Origin of the sequence: Candidatus Phaeomarinobacter ectocarpi, from assembly GCF_000689395.1 — a bacterium.
In the GTDB taxonomy this organism is placed as follows: Bacteria; Pseudomonadota; Alphaproteobacteria; order CGMCC-115125; family CGMCC-115125; genus Pyruvatibacter; species Pyruvatibacter ectocarpi.
In genome coordinates this window covers 707,504-727,883 of record NZ_HG966617.1, presented here as the reverse complement: position 1 = coordinate 727,883, position 20,380 = coordinate 707,504, and the positions used below count along the sequence as shown (strand labels likewise).

The 20,380-nt window shown below is 58.1% G+C and carries 20 protein-coding genes; 7 read left to right on the top strand and 13 right to left on the bottom strand.

All coding sequences use genetic code 11. From position 1 onward, the window contains the following. Positions 1-66 precede the first annotated feature (66 nt). Genes BN1012_RS03495 through BN1012_RS03485 form a run of 3 tightly spaced genes read left to right on the top strand, consistent with a single transcriptional unit; the run spans position 67 to position 1,818 of the window. Complete coding sequence (locus BN1012_RS03495) at positions 67-552, top strand: hypothetical protein (RefSeq protein ID WP_043948540.1); 486 nt, start codon at positions 67-69, stop codon at positions 550-552. Continuing rightward, positions 549-977, top strand: a complete 429-nt coding sequence (locus BN1012_RS03490) for an NUDIX hydrolase (RefSeq protein WP_052534495.1) — start codon at positions 549-551, stop codon at positions 975-977. The genes BN1012_RS03495 and BN1012_RS03490 overlap by 4 nt, the downstream gene beginning before the upstream one ends. Before the next feature lie 55 nt (positions 978-1,032). Continuing rightward, positions 1,033-1,818: an SDR family NAD(P)-dependent oxidoreductase gene (locus BN1012_RS03485; RefSeq protein ID WP_043948539.1), complete on the top strand. Its 786-nt coding sequence runs from the start codon at positions 1,033-1,035 to the stop codon at positions 1,816-1,818. Positions 1,819-1,887: 69 nt separating this feature from the next. Here the strand turns inward: BN1012_RS03485 and BN1012_RS03480 are convergent, their stop codons facing one another. From BN1012_RS03480 to BN1012_RS03470, 3 genes are all read right to left on the bottom strand, one after another. Further along, positions 1,888-2,484, bottom strand: a complete 597-nt coding sequence (locus BN1012_RS03480) for a hypothetical protein (RefSeq protein ID WP_043948538.1) — start codon at positions 2,482-2,484, stop codon at positions 1,888-1,890. A 46-nt stretch (positions 2,485-2,530) separates the two neighbouring features. Beyond that, complete coding sequence (locus BN1012_RS03475) at positions 2,531-2,932, bottom strand: hypothetical protein (RefSeq protein ID WP_043948537.1); 402 nt, start codon at positions 2,930-2,932, stop codon at positions 2,531-2,533. A gap of 86 nt (positions 2,933-3,018) precedes the next feature. Next, positions 3,019-3,438 carry a VOC family protein gene (locus BN1012_RS03470; RefSeq protein WP_244442940.1) on the bottom strand — a complete coding sequence of 140 codons (420 nt, stop codon included), beginning with the start codon at positions 3,436-3,438 and terminating at the stop codon, positions 3,019-3,021. 116 nt (positions 3,439-3,554) lie between these two features. On the opposite strand from BN1012_RS03470, the gene BN1012_RS03465 reads away from it, so the two are divergent. Continuing rightward, the gene (locus BN1012_RS03465) at positions 3,555-3,911 is read left to right on the top strand and encodes a TIGR02301 family protein (protein WP_206778008.1); all 357 of its coding nucleotides are present in this window, start codon (positions 3,555-3,557) and stop codon (positions 3,909-3,911) included. A gap of 2 nt (positions 3,912-3,913) precedes the next feature. Here the strand turns inward: BN1012_RS03465 and BN1012_RS03460 are convergent, their stop codons facing one another. The 8 genes from BN1012_RS03460 to BN1012_RS17700 all read right to left on the bottom strand — a co-directional run bounded on the left by BN1012_RS03460 (position 3,914) and on the right by BN1012_RS17700 (position 16,216). Beyond that, entirely contained in the window at positions 3,914-5,992 is a 2,079-nt protein-coding gene (locus BN1012_RS03460) for a GspE/PulE family protein (RefSeq protein ID WP_043948536.1), read from the bottom strand. 299 nt (positions 5,993-6,291) lie between these two features. Next, positions 6,292-7,836 carry an acetolactate synthase large subunit gene (locus BN1012_RS03455; RefSeq protein ID WP_043948535.1) on the bottom strand — a complete coding sequence of 515 codons (1,545 nt, stop codon included), beginning with the start codon at positions 7,834-7,836 and terminating at the stop codon, positions 6,292-6,294. A 57-nt stretch (positions 7,837-7,893) separates the two neighbouring features. Continuing rightward, positions 7,894-8,535, bottom strand: a complete 642-nt coding sequence (locus BN1012_RS03450; RefSeq protein ID WP_043948534.1) for a LysE family translocator — start codon at positions 8,533-8,535, stop codon at positions 7,894-7,896. 60 nt (positions 8,536-8,595) lie between these two features. Further along, on the bottom strand, positions 8,596-10,461 hold the full coding sequence (locus BN1012_RS03445; RefSeq protein WP_043948533.1) for an AMP-binding protein: 1,866 nt from the start codon (positions 10,459-10,461) through the stop codon (positions 8,596-8,598). 68 nt (positions 10,462-10,529) lie between these two features. Beyond that, positions 10,530-11,522 carry an acrylyl-CoA reductase (NADPH) gene (gene acuI / locus BN1012_RS03440; RefSeq protein WP_043948532.1) on the bottom strand — a complete coding sequence of 331 codons (993 nt, stop codon included), beginning with the start codon at positions 11,520-11,522 and terminating at the stop codon, positions 10,530-10,532. Between the two features lie 105 nt (positions 11,523-11,627). Then, positions 11,628-13,397, bottom strand: a complete 1,770-nt coding sequence (gene asnB, locus BN1012_RS03435) for an asparagine synthase (glutamine-hydrolyzing) (protein ID WP_043948531.1) — start codon at positions 13,395-13,397, stop codon at positions 11,628-11,630. A 33-nt stretch (positions 13,398-13,430) separates the two neighbouring features. Continuing rightward, positions 13,431-14,462: a glycosyltransferase gene (locus BN1012_RS03430; protein WP_043948530.1), complete on the bottom strand. Its 1,032-nt coding sequence runs from the start codon at positions 14,460-14,462 to the stop codon at positions 13,431-13,433. After that, positions 14,459-16,216, bottom strand: coding sequence for a glycosyltransferase family 9 protein (locus BN1012_RS17700; protein ID WP_197538337.1), 1,758 nt, complete (start codon positions 16,214-16,216; stop codon positions 14,459-14,461). Before BN1012_RS17700 ends, BN1012_RS03430 begins: the two co-directional genes overlap by 4 nt. A gap of 209 nt (positions 16,217-16,425) precedes the next feature. Here BN1012_RS17700 and ygfZ point away from each other — a divergent pair, with 209 nt between their 5' ends. After that, complete coding sequence (ygfZ, locus tag BN1012_RS03415; RefSeq protein ID WP_043948529.1) at positions 16,426-17,310, top strand: CAF17-like 4Fe-4S cluster assembly/insertion protein YgfZ; 885 nt, start codon at positions 16,426-16,428, stop codon at positions 17,308-17,310. Then, positions 17,307-17,906 carry a DNA-3-methyladenine glycosylase I gene (locus tag BN1012_RS03410; RefSeq protein WP_043948528.1) on the top strand — a complete coding sequence of 200 codons (600 nt, stop codon included), beginning with the start codon at positions 17,307-17,309 and terminating at the stop codon, positions 17,904-17,906. The genes ygfZ and BN1012_RS03410 overlap by 4 nt, the downstream gene beginning before the upstream one ends. Before the next feature lie 19 nt (positions 17,907-17,925). Here the strand turns inward: BN1012_RS03410 and BN1012_RS03405 are convergent, their stop codons facing one another. Continuing rightward, the gene (locus BN1012_RS03405; RefSeq protein ID WP_052534491.1) at positions 17,926-18,588 is read right to left on the bottom strand and encodes a pyridoxamine 5'-phosphate oxidase family protein; all 663 of its coding nucleotides are present in this window, start codon (positions 18,586-18,588) and stop codon (positions 17,926-17,928) included. Between the two features lie 222 nt (positions 18,589-18,810). On the opposite strand from BN1012_RS03405, the gene BN1012_RS03400 reads away from it, so the two are divergent. Continuing rightward, positions 18,811-19,932 (top strand): beta-ketoacyl-ACP synthase III, encoded by a 1,122-nt coding sequence (locus BN1012_RS03400; protein ID WP_043948527.1) that lies wholly within the window; start codon positions 18,811-18,813, stop codon positions 19,930-19,932. A 79-nt stretch (positions 19,933-20,011) separates the two neighbouring features. Here BN1012_RS03400 and BN1012_RS03395 read toward each other — a convergent pair whose 3' ends face one another. Beyond that, positions 20,012-20,380 (bottom strand): hypothetical protein, encoded by a 369-nt coding sequence (locus BN1012_RS03395; protein WP_043948526.1) that lies wholly within the window; start codon positions 20,378-20,380, stop codon positions 20,012-20,014.

The following is a 20,380-nucleotide window of genomic DNA, read 5'->3' as shown; positions in this document are numbered from 1 at the left end:
AGGCAGGATTTCTTGGCCCCGACGGATGCCCTCTGTGACGTAAGAACTGCACAGAAGCCCAAGCAAATGGGCTGGCCGCGGACGCTTGGCTTGCTGGCGGGCGGCAAGAACATCAATCCTGAGACACTTTTGGCGACCGACTACCTCAACCACTTCAATGAAGTTGTCATGCTGATTGAAATGTCGGCGGATATGCCGGACTGCATTGAGGACATTGCCGAATGGCAGCCTCTTAGCTACCAGGAACACTTTTTGCGATCGGCTTTTGCTGAAAAGGACCTGGCCATTCTGGCCTACGAAAACGCACCTGAAAAACACCGCGCGCCGTTTGACGCCATCGTGGAGCAGGCCAACAGGTTGGCCGGCGAAGCTGCAGAAGCCCTGACCAAGGCAATTGGCGATGGTGAAGATTTTGACGCCGCCGTCGTTTCTGAAATGGCGACAAAGTACACCGGATCGCTGCGTCGCCTTGTCGATATGGCCAGCGGCGTCATCAATGGGCAGGGCCTGCGCATAGACCAATCGGAAATTGACGCCATACTGGCCGAATGACCGATCGATCATCCGCGCCAACACCTTCGACTTCTTCTTGCACCTATTCCAACGTCATCAATGCCGCAAGCATTGCGGTGATGCACGGTGAGCTTGTGCTGCTCGTACTCAGACGTACCGGTAAGAATGCGGGTGTCTGGGCGTTTCCTGGTGGCAAGGTGGAGACAAATGAAACCTTCCAACAGACAGCGCACAGGGAGCTGCTGGAAGAAACCGGCGTCACTGCGACCATTGTGAGTGAGTTGGGCCGGTTTTCGATTGATGCTGGCCCCAAGCGATACGCGCTTGTTGTTTTCAAGGCTCACTATGCACAGGGAGTTGCCGTCGCGGCCGATGATGCGGCTGGCATTCAGTGGATCACACCAAAGGATGCACTGACTCTGCCTTTGGCGGAGCATATGGCGGAGGCGCTTGGCGCGTTATAGTGCTGGGGAAAACGCATTCAGCGTCAAAAGACAACAAATATTCGAGGAAGCAATCATGGCTTACAATCCGTTTGATCTGACCGGCAAGGTTGCCCTGGTAACAGGTGGCAATGGCGGCATCGGCCTTGGCATGGCAGACGCCATGGCTCAGTCCGGCGCTGACATCATGATCTGGGGCACCAACGAAGAAAAAAATAAGAAGGCTGTCGCGCAGCTTGAAGCGCACGGGCGCGGCAAGATTGCTGCGATGCGCGTGGACGTATCCGATGAAGATGCGGTTGTGAGCGCGATGGTGAAGACGGCAGAGCAGATGGGCCGGATTGATGCGGTCTATGCGAATGCTGGCATCGGATATGGTGCGAACTCGTTTTTGAACATCACCACCGAAATGTATCGCAAGGTGCTTTCTGTCAATCTGGATGGCGTTTTCTGGACCTTTCGCGAGGCCTGCCGCCATATGGAAGAGCGCTCAAAAAATGGAGATCCAGGTGGCTCGATTGTGGGTATTGCAAGTCTTGCGGCCATCGAAGGGGCAGGACGCAATGAACACTATGCGGCCACCAAGGGCGCTGTGATTTCCATGATGAAAGCAGTGGCTGTCGAGTTTGCAAAACACGGCGTGCGCGCGAACGCCATCCTGCCCGGCTGGATTGCAACAGACATGACATCTGCAGCGCAGGACGCGCCGGCCTTTGCCGAGAAAGTCATTCCACGTGTGCCGGCACGTCGTTGGGGCGAACCTGAAGACTTTGGTGGCGTTGCCGTTTACCTGGCATCCGATGCGTCCACCTATCACTCAGGGGATACGTTTGTGATCGATGGCGGTTACGCGATTTTCTAGAGGCTGGACATACAAAAGGGGCCGGAGCGTGTTGCTGCTCCGGCCCCTATTCGTTGCGGGCGGCAAGCCTTAGTTGATCGGTACGTTGCGGTTGGCATAGGCCAGCTCGCATTGGGTATAGAGTTCGCTGCCAACAGCGTAGCCTTCACCCTCATAGCAATGCTGCATGGCCTCCCAGAAGTGGCCGGGGCGGGCAAACTCTTTCAGCTTCTGGTCGTGCGGCAGGCTGTCCCAATATTCCTGCACTTCCTCACGCAGGTCTTCATCGACACAGATGAGCCGCCCGAACTCGTCTGTTCGTCCGCGCGCTTGACACTCCGAGGATGGTCCTCTGAACGTGCCGTCCGCGTTCCACTGACTGGCATTTTGCTGCCAGCTCTTGGTACGCATTTCGACACATTTGTCGCTTTGTGCCGTGCCGGCGCGGAAGCCCAGAAAATCGCAATAGATAACGGCCCGCCATTCTTCAAATGGCGCATCATGAAGGGAGCTCTTGAAATAGCTGGGCATATCCCGCCACCACCGCTCAAAACGCTCCTTCTCCACGTCATTCATGGTGGTCATGAACGCGCGTAGCTCTGGCGTATACTCGGCCGCACTCGCAGAAGGCGCAGCAAACGCCATCATGGCTGCCAGAAGAGACAGAGAACCAAAACGCAATCGCATCAGATGTTCCTCCCAGATTGTATGGGCCGCCGAGGCTAGTGTGGTGCTAGCCGCAGATCAGGCGACCCCATTTGTCGGTCTTGTTGCGGGCAAGGCATTCGTCTGACGGTCCCTTGTAGGATCCATCAGCGTTCCATTGATCCGCTGTAGCCATACGTTCCTTGTATTTGGTTTCACGGCATTCAGCGCCTTCTGTGGAGCCAATGCGAAAACCAAGTACGTCACACACAACTGTGGGTCGCCATTTGCCCAGTGGCTGGCTGGACAATTCGGACTTCATGGATGCCGGTGCCTGAGACCACCACCGCTCAAATCTCTCTTCTGTCATTCCCAATTCGGTGGAGATGTCAGAAAGCGGAAAAGGGTAACTCTGAGCATTTGATGGTGTTGAAACCGCACCAACCAGCAGTACTGAGGCCAAAAAAGCGGCTGTAAACAGATTACGCATACTTCCTCCCGTCAGGGCGTGCACGCCCACTTAGTAAGTTATCCTAACTAAATTTGCGGAGGGTGCAAACTCTAAGTATGCGCGTCTTACTGGTTGAGATCAGGAGGCCCCTTGAGCTCTACCGTATTGCCGTCCGGATCTGACAGGTAGAGCGAGGGGCCAAAGCCTCCCGCCCCATAGCGCCGGGCAACATCACCAACTTCCACACCATTGGCCTTGAGCCAGTTGCGGATGTCTTGTTCGTCAAACTCCGCAAGGGCCAGGCAAAAATGATCCATGTTGTTGCCCGAAGAGCCTGGAGCAGCACCGCCCGCGCGGCCAAGCTCGCTGTCTACATCGACCAGATCTACCAGGCTTGCCCCGGCGCGCAGTTGCACCAGGCCAATGTCCACGCGGCGCTCGACCTGCATCCCGAGTACGCCCTCATAAAAGGCTATTGACCGCTCCGTGTCCGCAACACGAAGGACAACATGATCAATGGCAACAAAATCCAGCATCTCGGGCATGGCAAACCTCATTTATTTGTTTGAGATGAGCGTATCAGGCTTTGGCAGACCTTCTCGCTGAGGCATAATCGCCTGCAATGACAAATGTTGGTCCAAGACGAATTTTGCAATGCGTGTTGATCGCCCTGTCTTTGATGATGACGGTTGCGGCGGCTGATCCTGCACGCGCGAATCCAATACTGGAAGACGGCTTGTCGCGTCTGGCGGGAACACTTGGCGCGGTTCACTATCTGCGCACACTCTGCCGACCCAGCGAGGGTCAACAATGGCGCAACAAGATGCTGGATATTCTGTCGTCGAACGACATTGACCAGGCGTCGCGCAACGCCCTTATCGGCGCGTTCAATGCCGGCTACTCGCGACAGCAATCTGCGCATAGCCGGTGCACTGCTGCGGCAGCAAATCTTGGGAATACTTATGCGCGCCAAGGCGCACAGCAAGCACGCCAGCTGGCAGGTCGTCTGGGCAGTTAGTTCTACAGGCGCGCGGCCAGATCAACCGCGCGGGCAAGTTCACCGGGGCTGACTTCACCGTGCAATACCTTGCGTACGCCATCATCAGCCAATGACTGGAAGCCCTTGTCGGCTGCCGTTGCGCGAAGGTCAGCAATGCTTGCACCTTCGGCGATCAGGTCATTCATTTCATCATCGATGATGAGGACTTCCGAAATCACCGTCCGCCCGCGATAGCCGGTCGAGCGGCACGATGGGCACCCGTTGGGATGGTAGACGGTTGGTCGATCAGTTGGATCAAGTCCGAAAATGAAGCACTCGTCTGCGCTGGCCGTGCGTGATTGTTTGCACACGGAGCAAAGGCGACGAACAAGGCGTTGCGCCATGACTGTCGTTATGCGTCCTGCGAGGTGACGTGGGTCATCGACCATACCGATGAGTTCGATCAACGCCGACAGGGAATCCGGCGCATCCATGGAGGTCAGAACCAGACGACCTGCTGACGCAGCATTTGCCAAAGAACGCGCAGCGGCTTTGCCGTCGATCTTGTCGAACAACAGGACATCAGGATCCTGTGCAACAACATCCTCAATCAGCGTCTGCGGGTTGTTTGCCTGCTGGGTGGTCACTTCAAGCTGGCTTACCAGCGGCAAGCGATAGCCGATACGACGCTCCACAGTGAAAATGGAGCGTTCTGCCGCCTTCATTTCACCGAGCATGCCGTAGAGGCTGGTTGTGCGACCAGACGCGCGGCCACCTGCCACAACCACCATGCCCGATGGCCGAACCAGTGAGCGCAGTACCAGAGCGGATGAATGGTCTGACAGTCCGATCTCACCAAGAGACATCGGGTCACGCGCGATCTCGCCCATGCGAATCGTCATGCGTTCGCCATTCAATGTGTCGAATGTCTTGAGTGAACAGACGAAAAAGCGATCACCCAGACGCATGGTGAATTCACCAAGCTCTGCACCCTCCTGACCCAATGCACCATCCAGGCCTGCGAGATTGCGCATGTGTGTGGCGATAGGCTGCCAGAAGCGCTTGTCGATCGACGATGACTGTTGCATGGCACCGTCAACTCGGTAGCGAAGACGGACATAGCCATCTACCGGCTCGAAGTGTGCATGGCTGGCATCTGCGCGCACGGCATCAAGCAGGGCCGCATTAACGAGCCGCACGGCAGGATCAGCCCAAACGGTAGCCTCCGCACCGCGTTCTTCGGTGCCGTGTGCAAGACCTTTGAGGATCCCTTCAGCGGACATTTCATGGTCGAGGACGGCCTCGATCGTCTCATCCAAGGCGTCTTTTGGCCAAAAGCACGGCTCAACACGCGTGCCCGCGGGAAGGTAGGGACGCAGGTCTTCGATCCGATCAATGTCTTTGGGGTGAGCAATCGCCACCATGATGGCGCCATTGCCACGGGACACCGGGAGCACCTGCGCTGAGCGGATCAAGTCCTGCGGAGCCACCTGAATAGCTTCAGGGTCAATAAGGGTGTGCAGGGGATCATGCCCTGCGCTATCAGATGTCTGCTCCTGTTCGCCTTCAAACAGATCCAGGTCAGACAGGATGCGGCCCAGCAGTTTGTGCGGGCTGCGTTCTTGCTCAGCAATGGCAGCATCAAGACCGGTGCGGCTGACATAACCCAGTTCTACCAGGCGCTCGCCAATGGGGCGCTGCATGTCACCAAGAGCAGCCTTTGAGCGAATCCGTGATGAGGCATCCGCGATCTCTACCTGTTCTGCAATTTCAGGATCAGTGACCTTGATTGCTGGACTCGGCATTGCCGAGACGGCTTGTTCCGTTGCTTGCCCGATGGCTGCTTCAGACATTCCAGCAGCGCTGATGGGCGTGACACTTGCTGACGGCGTTGCGCGTTTTGGCGGGGTAACGCCGGCCGAGCGGATCAGGCGCTCAATGCCACGATCCACGTCGTCGGGTGCGTCCAGTTCAACGAATTCCTCTGCGGCAACATCCACATCGATACCCAGGTCATGGATATTCAACGAAGACGCGTCGCGCGGCTTGGCCTGATCAGCAGGTGGCTGACCGCCTGTTTCAGAGTTATCGGTATTTTTCTTGTCGAAGGTCATGCTCATCGACGCCCCCAGAATCCTGCTGCAATCACCGTGTTGGATATCCAACCGGCCACACAAAACTTGTGCCGGGCAGCAAGGCGCGTCTCAAAACCGGCCTTTGCCCGGACCATTCATGCACAAATATGCAAAGGCCGGGCCGATCCCCAACAAGGCGAGTACGCACCAGGCTACCCCTGCCCGGCCCGCAGATCGTAACAGCAAAGATGCTTTTTGCACCAGTTACTTAGCTGGTTAATCCGTATCCAGCGCAGACACCCGATGCAAAGCATAGCTTTGCCCCGGAGTGGTGGGATTTGACGCTAGATCATGGCCTCAATCAGGAATGGCCCTTTGCGGGACATTGACGACTTGAAGGCGTCATTGAACTTCTCGGCGGTCTCACAGCGCACGGCCTCAACGCCCATGCCATTGGCGAGCTGGGTCCAGTTCAGTTCCGGATTATGAAGATCCAGCATGGAGAGCGCCTTGGGGCCGGGATTTTCAGCCCCCACACGCATCAGCTCAATGTTGAGGATGGCGTATGAGCGGTTCGACAGAATGACGGTTACAACATCCAGCTTCTCTCGCGCCATGGTCCAAAGGGCCTGCAGCGTGTACATGGCGCCGCCGTCACCATGGAAGCAGACGACTTTTTGGTCGGGGCAAGCCAGTGCCGCACCGGCAGCCAGCGGAAGTCCCTGTCCAATGGCTCCACCGGTGAGGGTCATGTGGTCGTGTGGAGCTGCCGTCTCGGTGTAGATATTTGTAAAGAGCCCGGCTGTTGCCCCCTCATCTGAAACAACAGCACCATCGGGAAGGAAATGGGCGATCGCACGACCAACGCCGTCAGCGTCAAGAGTGCCGGACCCAAGATCTGGTTTTGCCAGTGCGACATGCTCAGGCGCCTGGGCTGGTGCGCCAACGGCTTCTGCCAGAGCCTCAAGAGCTGCCAGGCTGTCTTCTTCCGGGCGCGCAAGAACAAGCGTTTCCGCGTCGGGCGGCGTCAGCCAGCTTTCCTTGCCGGGATAGGCAAAAAAGGCGACCGGGTTCTGTGAACCGCACAGGATAAGCTGCTCGACTTCAGCAATGTGCTCGACCGCCTGTTCTGCAAAATACGGAATGCGTTCGATCTTTACGCGACCAGCACCGCGCTGCATGCGGGGCGTGAAAGTATCACACAGTACACGGGCGCCGGTTGCCGCCTGAATGCGTCCAGCAAGTTCAAGACCATCTGCCAGCAGCGTGCGACCGCGCAAGAGGATTGCAGATTTCTTTCCGTTCTTGAGGGCAGCGGCGACCTTGTCGATCGTGGCGCCATCAACTTCGCTATACGCGGCAATCTCAACCGGGTCTGCTGCGCCGTCGGCATCAAGCCATGCGGTATCAGCGGGAAGAATAAGTGTGGCGATACCGCCTGGCGCGCTCATGGATGCTGCGTAGGCCCGCGCACCAGCGGCGGCCACTTCAGTTGCCTCCTCCGGAGTTTCCATCCAGACGGAGTTCGGGCGTGCGACACTGGCGATGTCAGATGCCAGCGGCGCATCATATTGACGGTGATACGTTGCGTGCTCACCCACAACATTGATGATCGGCGTGGCCGCGCGGCGGGCATTGTGCAGATTGGCAAAACCGTTGCCGAGCCCGGCACCAAGATGGAGAAGCGTCGCTGCAGGTTTTCCGGCCATGCGGCCATAGCCATCAGCTGCACCGGTCACAACGCCTTCAAACAGACCGAGCACCGGACGGATGCCGTCAATTCTGTCGAGGGCCGCCACGAAATGCATTTCGGATGTGCCAGGATTTGAGAAGCAGACTTCCACGCCGCAATTGACGAAAGTCTGCACAAGGCTCTCTGCACCATTCATGTGCCCTACTCCCTTAGTTTGTTCTTGGGCGAAGCGCCCGGATTTCTAACCCTTGGCCTAGGCCTGTGAATTGTAGATCAATCGTCCGATGACAAAGAGACCGAAGGATACAATCAATACGCCAGATACGCGATTGATCAGGATCAGTGTTTGATCTGTCATGCGATGACGCAACAACCCCACTGTCATGGTAACACCAAGCCACCACAATGCTGACCCGATGAAGACCGCTGCCACGAGTAGCGTGGCGGTCAACAGACTTGGCTCGGTTGTCACCAGGCCTCCAACACCGCCGAAAATCGCGACGAAGCCCAGCATTGTGGCAGGGTTGGTAATTGTCAGAACGAAGGTTGCCAAAACTGCCGCCGCCAACTTGCTGCTGGTATTGGTTGCAACAGTATCATTGTCAGCGGGTTTGCTCAGATAGGTGTGGATGCCCAGTGCGATGAGAAAAATCCCACCAAAAGCCTGAAGCCAATCGCCGACCGAGACCAGCATTGAGGCTGCGGCCGTCAAGCCGAACGCTGCGACGATTGCAAAAACAGCGTCCCCTACCGCAGCGCCCAGACCGGACAGAAATCCGTTGAGACGCCCATAGGCCAGTGTGCGGCGAATACAGATCAAGTTGACCGGACCGATGGGCGCCGCAACCACGATGCCGATAAGCACGCCGTTCAAAACTAGATACCAGTCGGGCATTCAGGGCCTTGTTCTAAGAGCAGATGGACGTTGTCCACTCATGTGCCTGACCGCGGTGGCTTAGACAACCACCACGTCGTTGCCGGGAGGATCGGTGAAAAGTTTGTCCACCATGTCCTTACGCCGGGTCAATGACACGGATTGGTTGATGTAACCTTTGTCTGTGAGCTCGCCAGCATCAAGCGATGGTGGTTCTGCCAGCAACAAAGCGCGGCGGATCTGTGTGGACGAGCCAGGATTTCGCGAATTGTGCTCCCGCAAACCTTCCGCGATGCGCTCCAGCACACCAGGCGCGCGCACAACATCATCTGCCGGTGTATCGTCGGCAAGCCCTGCAGCCTTGCGACATGCAGGCAGGTTGGGAAAACCAAGAACGCCGACATATGGCTCATCAAGCCCCGCGACAAGGCAATCATTGATGAGGCCACCGCCCGCCTCCACCGCCTGGACACGCATGCGGCCCGCATTGACCCAGGTACCGCTGGAAAGTTTGAAATCCTCGACAACGCGACCGTTGAAAACAATGCCCTGCTTGGGATCGTTTTCATCCACGAACTTGGCGGCATCGCCGAGCTTGTAGAATCCTTCTTCATCGAAGGCGTCGGCTGTTTTTTCCGGGTTCTTGTAATAGCCCGGCGTGATGCAGTCGCCTTTGACTCGGACCTCCATCTTGAGGCCGGCTGGCACCAGCTTGATCTGGACACCGGGGAGCGGAAGGCCAAGCAGGCCCATGCGCTCTGTTTCCCAATGGGTGTTCATGATCGTGGGCGCCGTCTCTGTGGCGCCGTAGCCTGACGTAAACAAGATGCGTTCACCGGTGATGCGAATGGCAACAGCCTGCATGCGCTCGGCAAGATCCTGATTCAACGCCGCCCCGCCATAGCCCATGGAGCGAAGCCGGGAAAAGAAGTTCTTCGCCAGCACATCATCGCGTTCGAGCTCTTCTATCAGCATGACGTATGCAGCAGGGACGTTGGTGTAGGTGGTTGGTGCCACCTCGCGCAGGTTCTGTACCGTTTCAGCGAACTGACCAGCGACGGGCCGACCGCCATCTATGTAAAGGGTGCCGCCGGCCGTCAGCAGATTATTGAGCACTGCATTGCCACCAAACACGTGGTTCCAAGGCAGCCAATTGACGAGGGTTGGTGGTGGATCGTCAGGTCCTTCTTCAATGAGCTTGGTCGCCATGACGGCATTCACACACATCATGCGGTGGGTCGTAATGACGGCCTTGGGCATACCGGTGGAACCGGACGTGAAGAGGTACTTCGCGACTGTGTCGTAGTCGAGCGCTTCATAGGCAGCGTCTACGGCATCTGTAGGCTCAGTCTTCAGCAGGTCATCATAAGACGTCGACCCATGGAAAGCCGGACCTGGATTTTCCACGTGGATGAGACTGAGGTTCTCAACGTCGAGAGCGCCCATGGCCTTCTCGAACATAACGCCGTCCTGCACGAAAATGGCCTGGGGCTCGATGAGCTCAAAGACATAACGCAGCTTGGCGTAGTCAGACGATATGAGGCTGTAGCTTGGAGAGACGGGAACCGCAGCAGCTCCCGTCGCCATGGCGCCATAGGTCATCATGGCGTGCTCAAGGGAATTACCTGAGAGGATCATCAAAGGTTTGCCAGGCTCCACACCGCGATCAATCAGGGCCTGCGCAATCCTGCGCACACGATCATAAGCCTGCGCGTAGGTGATCGTCTCCCACTCACCGAATTCCTGACCGGGTTCAGGTGCCCGACGCTTGGCCAGCCAAACACGGTCAGGGGCTTCCGATGCCCACTTCTTTAATGGCTCAATGACGTTGGCCGCCGGGTCTCCCATGGGATGTGGGTTTTCCAGAACGATGGAACCATCGTCCCGGCGTTCCACATCCACGCGCGTTTCAACGAAGTCGACTTTTCTGAATGGCGGCAATGACATGCACGCACCCTCCCCAGAGCAACCGGTCAGCCCTCTATAATGGGGCCGATCCGGATCATGTTTGATTTCTAGGCGTTGACGTCCACGACAAGGCGGCCACGCACTTTGCCTGCCATGATATCCGCTGCGGCACCTTCAACACCAGAAAGTCCGATGGTGTTTGTCATGGCGTTGAGCTTGTCCAGATCAAGGTCACGGGCCAACCGGCTCCACGCTTCTTCCCGAATGCCACGCGGCGCCATCACGCTGTCGATACCCGCCAGTGTGATGCCACGCAGAATAAACGGATAAACGGTTGCAGGCAGGTCCAGACCACCGGCCAGGCCACATGCAGCGACCGTTCCGCCGTACTTCGTCTGAGAAATGACATTGGCAAGCGTCGTGCTGCCGACAGAATCAATCGCGCCAGCCCAGCGTTCTTTGCCGAGAGGCCGTCCGGGTTCGGAGAATTCCTTGCGGTCAATCACATCAACCGCGCCGAGGCTCTTGAGGTAATCCGCTTCTTCCGGGCGACCCGTTGACGCGACAGGGCGATAGCCGAGCTTGGCAAGGAGGGCGATGGCGACGGAGCCCACACCACCATTGGCACCCGTTACCAGAATGTCGCCGTCCTTGGGCCCAATGCCGTGCTTCTCAAGCGCCAGAACACACAGCATGGATGTGTACCCGGCAGTGCCGATGGCCATGGCATCTGCGGCTGAGAAGGCATCCGGGCGTTTTACGAGCCAGTCACCATTCACGCGTGCACGCTGCGCGTACCCACCGCTGTGGCCTTCCCCGACACCAAAGCCATTGAGAACGACCTTATCGCCGGGCTTCCAGTCTGCGTGATCAGATGAAATGACATCGCCGGAAAAATCGATGCCCGGAATGATGGGCGACGCGCGCAGAATGGGCGCTGAACCCGTGATTGCCAGACCATCCTTGTAGTTCACAGTGGAGTGGCTGACGGCGACTGTTACGTCACCCTCCATGAGCTCCGCGTCAGTAATGTCTTTTAATTCAACGGATTGGCCATCATCGGTCTTGGTGACCATGAGGGCGCGGAATGAGTCAGCCATAAAAGTGTCTCCTGAAAGCGTACTAAAGCGTTGTGGTGTTTTCGGGCGCAACGGGACCCTATCGCTGGCGGGGCGTCAAGTCTGGCGTGGGGGATGCTGCCCATCCTACGCAGAAAGCACTTCTTCCACCGTGCCATCGGATGGCACTCCGAGCACATGGTGTTGGTGCCAGAGGGCAAAGAAAAGCAGTATCCAGGCAGCCTGACCGTCGCGCTTTGCAGGTGTTGAGCCCAATCCGGCAAATAGCGCTTTCACACGATCCGGATTGCACATCTCCTGAATACCCCGCTGATCGGCGACCAGAGACGCCAGACGTGACCCACGCCCTGCGATCCACTCTCCGACCGGCACTGTAAAGCCCCGCTTGCGCGCAAAGGGCTCCGCCTCCGGCAGATGCTTGGCAAGCCATGCGCGCAGCATGTATTTGCCGACACGGCCTTTGAGCTTGAGGGAGTCCGGCAGAAGGAACGCAGCTTGTGCAATGGCCGGGTCGAGGAGCGGTGTGCGCCCCTCCAGGCTGTGCGCCATCAAGCAGCGATCAAGCTTGATCAGCAGATCATTGGGCAGCCAGTCTGCGCAATCTACGGCCTGTGCGCGCTGGAGACGGGAGCGTTTGCCACCATCCTTCTTGTTCCAGGCGGCTGCAATCCCATCACGCCAATCCGGTGTTTCTTTGCGCAGCAGCTTCAGGCTATCAAGCGCGCCACGGGCTCGCATGGCACGCCCGCCTAACCACGTCGGACGGGTTATGGCGCGGTATCGGCCATAGCCGGCGAAGAGTTCGTCTCCTCCTTCACCGCACAACACGACCTTTACGTCCTGGGCGGCAACGGACGCGAGCTTGAAGGTCGGAATAATCGCATAGTCCGCTGTCGGGTCATCCACTGCGGCTGCAATGGCGGGAAGCGTGTTCCAGAAGTCATCTTCGGTCACATCAATGCTGACGTGATCTGCGCCGGTCGCAGACGCAACATGGGCTGCGTGCTCGCGCTCGTCCCTCACCTTCGTGCCAGAAAAACCAGCGGTATAGCAGCGTACGGGCTGGTCATTCAGACGCGCCATGCAGGCCAGGATGACAGAACTGTCGATGCCGCCGGACAGGAACATGCCATATGGAACGTCCGAGCGCTGGTGCACACGCACGCTGTCGATCAGGGCGTCTTCCAGGGCGACAAGGGCGCGTTCCTCGCTGACCGCTACAGGAGCGCCGGAAGGCAATGCAGCACGGCGGAGCCGCTCAATAACCCGGCCACGTTCGATGACGAGCGTCTCGCCCGGCAGCACGCGCAGGATGCCTTTGAACGCCGTACGGCGACCTGTTGTGAACTGCAACTGCAGCAGTTCGCCAGCGGCGGAGCTGTCCATGTCGCGGCTGACCAGCCCGGTGGCCAGAAGCGCCTGCGGTTCGGAGGCAAACAGCAGCCCCTCAGACGTCTCAGCGTAGTAGAGAGGCTTGATGCCGAACGGGTCACGGGCCAGCAACAGCCGCTCGCCGTCGGGATCGTACATGGCGATGGCGTACATGCCCCGCAGGGCGTCCGCGAAGTGACTGCCGTCACGGCGATACAGCTTGAGCGGTGTTTCGCAATCGGAGTTGGTGGTGAAGGTGTGCTCGCCGAACTCGCGGCGCAATTCCAGATAGTTGTAGATCTCGCCGTTTGCCACGAGGGCCAGCCCTTCGTCATCAAACAGCGGCTGATCGCCTGTTTCCAGGTCAATGATGGCGAGGCGGGTCTGGACGAGGCCGGTGGCGCCAGAAATGAAATTACCTTCGCCGTCCGGCCCGCGATGGGTGAGCGCATCCGACATGACATCAAGCACGGACGAGGACGGCGCCTGCCCGCTTGTGGTCTGCATACCCGCAATTCCGCACATGCCGTCGCTAAATCCTACTTGTCCGCGCCAAAATCAGGCACGCGCTTCTTGTACCTGTCTGAAGACGGAAAGGTAACGCTCCAGGCAGGCTGATTGTGAAAATTCCGCCTTGGCCCGCTTAGCACCAGCCGCCACAAGCCTGGCTGCCAAAGCCTTGTCAGAGGTGAGCTGCGCGATGGCCGCTGCCACGGCGGGCGCGTTATCGCGCGGCACCAGCAAAGCATCCTCGCCCGGACGGACCAGCCATTCAGGACCCGTCGCATTTGCTGTAATCACGGGTGTGCCGTGGGCCCATGCCGCAATAATCACGTTGCCGAACGGCTCAACCCGGGACGGGAACACGCAGATGTCTGCCGTGCGCAGGAGGCGGCCGGGATCATCCCGCCAGCCAAGCCAGCGGACACGGGACCCAAGTCCCAGTTCCCGCGCCTGGTTCTTGAGGTCGGCCTCAAGCGGGCCGGCCCCGGCAATCCAGAGGTAAGCGCCCGGCGTTGCCGCAAGCGCGTCCAACGTCACGTCAAAGGCTTTGGCGTCGTGCAACCGGCCCATGGCCAGCAGCAGCGTTGCATCTTCAGGTGTGTCGAAATCGCTTCGCGCCAGGGCCGGCCGCGGATCAACCGGCGTAAAGTTGGGAATGAAATGCACTGTTGCCGGATCAAATCCACCGTCGGTGAGATAGCGGACGAGGTCAGGTGTGTTGCAAATCTGCGCGTCAAAGCCGCGGAATGATTTGTAGTTGTAGTAGCCCCCATGACGCGCCACACGCCCATAGGGTCCCTTAGGCGTCGCGCGTGAGGCTCGTCCCATCCATGACATGACGATGTCAGCATTCATTTTGCGCGCGGTCGCGCGGATTGTGCGGGTCGTCTTGAAATCCAGCCAACGTCCAAAAGGCACATCCGTGTGAGGCACGCCGGCTTCGTCCAGCAGACGACCACGCGCCTCATTCGGACGCATGACGGCTTGCGACTTGTGCCCTTCATTCTTGAACGCAACGGCAAGATCAACGAAGAACCGCTCGGCCCCACCAACAGGGCCACCAGCTATGGTGTGAAGGATGTTCACTTCTGGTCGCTCTCGTTGCCATCCGTATAGTGCTCGGGCTCAAGCGAGGCCTTGAGGTAGGACACCACCGGGTAGAGGCCTGCAAGGACCCCGACGAGAAAACCATATCCTCCCTCGCGATACCCTTTGCGACGGACATAGGCTTTGTAGAACCGGGATGGGATACGACGAATGTTTCGGCGTAGGGTTTCTGTTTCGACCTTGCCGGACGAGATCAGATCGCGCGCGTTGCCAGTGGTGTAGCGATCAAAGCGTGCCAGCATGTCGGTGATGTTGTCATCCACCAGGTGGTCAACACGGGTTTCCAGCATGCCAAGGCGCGGGCCCAGTTCAAGCGCCGGGTGCACGCGCTGGCGGCCCCATTTTTTTGTGCCTCGTGCAAAAAGGCGTGGTGCTGCACTTGCACCAATATACGCACCCCAGCCGTATCGCACCCGGGTCTTGCCCACATAATTGTCGAACTGGATGAGGTAGTAGCCAGAGGGTGACGCAAGAGTGACGGCATCAATCTCGCGGGCAAGATCAGCTGGCACGCGCTCATCGGCATCGACTTCCAGCACCCACTCGCCCTTGCATGCCTCAATGCCTGCATTGCGGCGATCACCCTCAATGGGCCACGCCCCTTCGATGATTGTATCGGCGCCGGCCGCCAGTGCGACCTGCTTTGAGCCATCCGTACACCGATCAAGAACCACAACACGTTCATCAGCGAAGGATAGCGCATCTAGGCAGGCCTTGAGATTGTGTTCCTCATTGTGGGCAACAGTGAGAGTGGAGAGCTTTGGACTTTTGTTCATCGCCTGCGCATCAATTTTTGCCTTCAGCGTGTACGCTGCCTGATAGGCGTCATCCACGCTCAGGCCGGTCATTTCACTTTTCGTCGACCTAAAATCGTAAGAGGGGTCAGAAATGATTTCTTCAAAACTGCGCGCCCCACGGATGCTCGCGCATTTGGGTCCCCAGGGGCCATAGCGCGCCTCCGGGCTGGGGCCAAACAATCCAAGCGTCGGCAGCCCCACGGCTGCGGCCATGTGCATGGGGCCAGAGTCGTTGCCAACATAACAGTCTGCGCGTTCCAAACATGCGGCGGTCTGCGGCAGATCCGTTTTGCCGACCAGATCGATTACACGATCGGGTGAAAATGCATTGATGACCGGCAGTGCCGCATCCCGCTCTGCTGCGGCTCCGATAATCATGATGCGCGCATGGGGCAGAACACCATCAGCAGCGGTCAAGCGCTTGATCAGCTCTATGAAACGCTCAGCCGGCCATGCCTTACCGGCCCAATTTGCCGTCGGTCCAATGGCAAGAACAGGCGCACCGTCGGGAACAAGGCCGGTCGCCGTCTGACGGGATGTCGCGCCGGTCGCCAGCCGCGGCGGGGGTGGAGGTTTGAGACCCAACACTGTTGCGATGTGCGGAACACGATGCAGCGAGGTGTCCTGTCGCAGGACATGACGGGATTTGGCGCGAAGCAGGTAGGAAATGAGCGAGGCGCGGAGATCGACCACCATGTCCCATCGCGTGCCGACGGTCTGTTTCCACAGTGAGAACCAGTGGCCCGCCCGCTTCTTTTTCGCCATCTCGATAATGCGCACAACGCCCGGCTGATCACGAAACAGGGTTGCCGTTGCAGGTCCGCAGGCGACCGTAATTTCAGCGTCTGGATACCGGTCTGCCAGCCATGACAGCACACCACTCGACAGCACGGCATCGCCGATACGGTTGTAGGTGACGAAGAGGATCTGCTTCATCTGAGGCGGCTGGCTCGCAAGAAGTTGGTGGCGGGCAGTAAATCAGGTCTCTGCCTTATAGGTTGGCATGAGGGGGAAAGCCAATATGACCTCGCTCCGCGGCGCCAAGACGGGTACAAAGGGTAAACATTCCTCTTGAAGCCTGCTAGCGGGGACACCACCCTTGAGCCGTGCCCTTTCTTGTCATGACTGAAATGCGAGTCGACGTAATGAGTAGTCCCCACCTTGCCCTGCTGGATGATCGAGCCGTTCTTCGTGCCTCCGGGAGCGACATGTACGAGCTATTGCAGCGCCTTGTGACCGGCAATCTGGATCAGGTGACGCCAGGCAACGGCGTCTACTCCCTGCTTTTGACGCCACAGGGCAAATTTCTGTTTGATTTCTTCATGGTCAGTGACCCGGCGAATGAAGGTGCAATGCTGATTGACTGCGCCAAGACACGCGCTGCTGATCTTCAAAAACGCCTGACCATGTACAAGCTGCGCGCGGACGCGGCCTTTGATGATGTGAGCGCCGATTTTCAGGTGATCGCGCACTGGGGCGCCAACGCGTCGCTCGTTGACGAGGCCCCATGCTACCTGGACCCGCGTGACGCCCGTCTGGGCTATCGCTGCGTTGTTCCCACCTCAGAAGCGTCTGCGGTTTTAGACAAGTCGGACGGCACAGCCGCATCAGCTGCTGACTACCGGGCGTTTTGTGTGAGCATGGGTGTTCCCGACGGATCACTGGATATTGGGGCTGACAAGGACTTCCCGATTGAGAGCAATCTGGACCTGCTGAACGGTATTGATTTCCACAAGGGCTGCTTTGTCGGGCAGGAAGTTGCGTCGAGGACGCATCGCAAAGGCAAGGCACGCAAGCGGCTGGTTGTTGCTGCGTTGGACGGCGACACACCGGAGCCAGGGTCGGACGTGCTCATTGGCGAGGCCAAAGTTGGCCGTATCGCCGGCAGTGCCGGTGGCAATGCGCTCGCCCTGGTGTTCACCGACCGGGTTGCCAAAGCACAAAGCGTTGAGGCACAGGCGGGCGATAGCAAACTGACCTTAAGTGTGCCGCCCTACGCCTCGTTCTCACTTGAAGGAGACAGCGCGTGAGCAAGCAGGCCCGCAAAAAAGAAGAACGCTGCGGCTGGTGCGGCGATGACCCGTTTTATGTCGCCTATCACGATGATGAGTGGGGCGTGCCGGAATATGATGATCGTGCGCTGTTTGAGAAAATGATCCTTGACGGGTTTCAGGCTGGGCTTGCCTGGATCACGATCCTGCGCAAGCGCGAGAATTTCCGCAAAGCGTTTCACGGCTTCAAGCCGGAGAGAATTGCACGGTATACGGACAAAGACGTGGAACGCCTTCTTGGCAATGAGGGCATCATCCGTCATCGCGGCAAAATCGAAGCGACGATCGGCAATGCCAGGGCCTATCTTGAAATCATGGACAAGGAGCCTGACGGCTTTGCCGGATATCTATGGAACTATGTGGATGGCCAGCCGCTGGTTTCCAAATCAAAGAACTGGAAGGACATGCCCGCCGCCACTCCCATGAGTGAAGCGCTGTCGAAAGATCTGAAAAAGCGCGGCTTCAAATTCTGCGGGCCAACCATCGTTTACGCCTTTGCCCAGGCGGTGGGCATGGTGAATGACCACCAGACGTCCTGCCCGCGCCACAAGGCATGCCAGGACCTCGCACGCTGACCAAACCTGCCCGCATTGCCTACGGAATGACCCAGCTTTTCTTGTTGGAAACATAGTCAAACTGGGCGCGTCGATGCCCGTTGCTATCGAGATAAAGCCAATCAATCGCCTCTACACTGAAGCGGATGACCGCGAAATTCTTCATGCCTGCTTCCAGTTTGTCAGGTGCCACGCGCTGTCCCTGATCAGCGTAGTCCGGGAGGCCTGATGTCGGGGCATCCTGATCAGTGCCCGGCGCCCCTTGAGCCAGATAACAGACTTTGCTGCCCGGCATGGAGGTTGCCCAGGCTTCGGTACGCGTTGCCCCCTGTGTGATCAGATCCGCGTGGGCTGTGACACGGATCTGCACCTTGGCGGAGGCATCATAAAAGAGGAGCTGAACACGCGAATCGTTGGCTATCTGGTGGGCCTTTGGCGCACGTTGGTCGGTGTTTCCGCGCAGCATGAGTGTGTCACGGTCCGCTTCGCGCATGACAATCGTGCGCGCCTGAGGGGCACCGTCGGCTGTGACAGTGGCCAGAACAGGGGTGTGAAAAGCCTGTTTCGCCGAGGCGGCACCCTTCTCCAACATGTCCCAGGCCATGTTTTCCGCTGCGTCAAGCTGGGAATAATAGTCGGGCTGCCCGGCGGCTTTGTCTGGTTCAGACCCGTCCTGGCGGTCGGAAATGGTGGTGTCGGTCACGTTGGTTCCTTTGCGGTGCGCGGCGGCATTGCTGGATGTTCACCAATTCACGCGGGTTACGCTGGCATGGCGTGCCGCGTTCCCCTAAATTATCTCATTAATCAGCGCTGGCTAGCGTCCTTGAGGGGCGAAAAGCTGACGTTGGAGGGAATGAAACAGGTCACGTCCATGCTATTGGGCCCACAAAGGGTCAGGGGTGCGTGACAAACTCAGGTGGTACGGTTGACCAAAGTCGTCATCAGCGGAACCGGCGTTTTTACGCCCGAAGACACAATCACCAACGAAGAACTGGTTGAAGCGTTCAACGCGTATGTTGCCAAATTCAATGCCGATAACAAGGACGCGATCGAGCGGGGCGAAGTCGAGGCGCTTACGGACTCCAGCGTGCCCTTCATCGAAAAAGCATCTGGCATTCATCGTCGGCACGTCATGAACAAGTCCGGGATTCTGGACCCGGACATTATGGCTCCCCGACTGCCGGAGCGGCCCAACGAAGAGCCGTCCATCCTTGCGGAGATGGCCGTTAAAGCCGCCAAAGACGCAATGAAGCAGGCTGGCAAGACAGCCGCAGACATTGACGCCGTTGTGGTTGCCTGTTCCAATCTTGAGCGCGCCTACCCGGCTATCGCCATCGAGGTGCAGGACCTGCTTGGCATTGACGGCTTTGCGTTTGACATGAACGTCGCCTGCTCGTCTGCCACCTTTGGTATCCAGCAGGGCTATGACATGGTGCGCTCCGGCTCTGCCAAATGCGTGCTTGTGACTGATCCTGAAATCTGCACGGGCCATCTCAATTTCCGCGATCGCGATAGCCACTTTATTTTCGGGGATGTGGCAACGGCCATCATTCTTGAAGCCAAGGACACTGCGACGGCAGAGCATCCGTTTGAGATCATCGGCACACGCCTCAAAACGCAGTTCTCAAACAACATCCGCAACAATTTCGGGTTCTTGAACCGCACAGCGCCGGAAGGCATTGGCGCCAAGGACAAGCTGTTTGTTCAGGAAGGCCGCAAGGTCTTCAAGGAAGTGGTGCCGATGGTATCGGCAATGATCCTGGAACATCTGGCGGACGAGAACATCGGCAACAACAATTTGAAGCGCATGTGGCTGCACCAGGCGAATGCCAGCATGAACGATCTCATCGGCAAGAAGGTGATGGGTCGCCCGCCATCTGAAGAAGAGCAACCGAATATTCTCAAGGAATATGCGAACACGAGTTCAGCCGGGTCGATCATCGCATTCAATCAGTACAGCGAAGACCTTGAGCCGGGGGATGTCGGCGTCATCTGCTCGTTTGGTGCGGGGTATTCCGCGGGCAGTGTGCTGGTGCGACGGGTCTGACGGATTTTAGACATCACTGAAAAGCAAAAGGCCCCGGCAAGTCTGCCGGGGCCTTCTTTGTGTCGAGGGCATCTGCGACCTACGGATAAGGACGGACGGCCATCACCTTGAAGGTATGCATCTCGCCGTCGCTTTCAGTGATGGAGACGTATTCGCCTTCTGCCAGTTTGTGGCGATCCAGCTTGAAAAGCAGTTCGTCATCCTCGTCGTCGGACTTGTCGTAGTCGAATTTCCAGCCTTTCCCCACATGACGCAGGTGACCGCGCAGATCTGCTTCATCTTCCCAGAAGCGATGCACGGTGCAGTCGTCCTTGTGGTTCTTCCATGCTTCGGGATCAAGCTGCATTTGCCCGTCCAGGGGCACGATGAACTCATATCCGCATTCGGATGACCCGGACGGGTATTGCTCGGACCGAGCGACATTGAGATGCACGCGATAAAGCGCCAT

What these genes read in the sequence shown, in the direction of transcription:
- BN1012_RS03495 (WP_043948540.1), top strand. Translation starts at nt 67, where the DNA reads ATGGGCTGGCCGCGGACGCTTGGCTTGCTGGCGGGCGGCAAGAACATC.
- BN1012_RS03490 (WP_052534495.1), top strand. Translation starts at nt 549, where the DNA reads ATGACCGATCGATCATCCGCGCCAACACCTTCGACTTCTTCTTGCACC.
- BN1012_RS03485 (WP_043948539.1), top strand. Translation starts at nt 1,033, where the DNA reads ATGGCTTACAATCCGTTTGATCTGACCGGCAAGGTTGCCCTGGTAACA.
- BN1012_RS03480 (WP_043948538.1), bottom strand. Translation starts at nt 2,484, where the DNA reads ATGCGATTGCGTTTTGGTTCTCTGTCTCTTCTGGCAGCCATGATGGCG.
- BN1012_RS03475 (WP_043948537.1), bottom strand. Translation starts at nt 2,932, where the DNA reads ATGCGTAATCTGTTTACAGCCGCTTTTTTGGCCTCAGTACTGCTGGTT.
- BN1012_RS03470 (WP_244442940.1), bottom strand. Translation starts at nt 3,438, where the DNA reads ATGCCCGAGATGCTGGATTTTGTTGCCATTGATCATGTTGTCCTTCGT.
- BN1012_RS03460 (WP_043948536.1), bottom strand. Translation starts at nt 5,992, where the DNA reads ATGAGCATGACCTTCGACAAGAAAAATACCGATAACTCTGAAACAGGC.
- BN1012_RS03455 (WP_043948535.1), bottom strand. Translation starts at nt 7,836, where the DNA reads ATGAATGGTGCAGAGAGCCTTGTGCAGACTTTCGTCAATTGCGGCGTG.
- BN1012_RS03450 (WP_043948534.1), bottom strand. Translation starts at nt 8,535, where the DNA reads ATGCCCGACTGGTATCTAGTTTTGAACGGCGTGCTTATCGGCATCGTG.
- BN1012_RS03445 (WP_043948533.1), bottom strand. Translation starts at nt 10,461, where the DNA reads ATGTCATTGCCGCCATTCAGAAAAGTCGACTTCGTTGAAACGCGCGTG.
- acuI (WP_043948532.1), bottom strand. Translation starts at nt 11,522, where the DNA reads ATGGCTGACTCATTCCGCGCCCTCATGGTCACCAAGACCGATGATGGC.
- asnB (WP_043948531.1), bottom strand. Translation starts at nt 13,397, where the DNA reads ATGTGCGGAATTGCGGGTATGCAGACCACAAGCGGGCAGGCGCCGTCC.
- BN1012_RS17700 (WP_197538337.1), bottom strand. Translation starts at nt 16,216, where the DNA reads ATGAAGCAGATCCTCTTCGTCACCTACAACCGTATCGGCGATGCCGTG.
- ygfZ (WP_043948529.1), top strand. Translation starts at nt 16,426, where the DNA reads ATGAGTAGTCCCCACCTTGCCCTGCTGGATGATCGAGCCGTTCTTCGT.
- BN1012_RS03395 (WP_043948526.1), bottom strand. Translation starts at nt 20,380, where the DNA reads ATGGCGCTTTATCGCGTGCATCTCAATGTCGCTCGGTCCGAGCAATAC.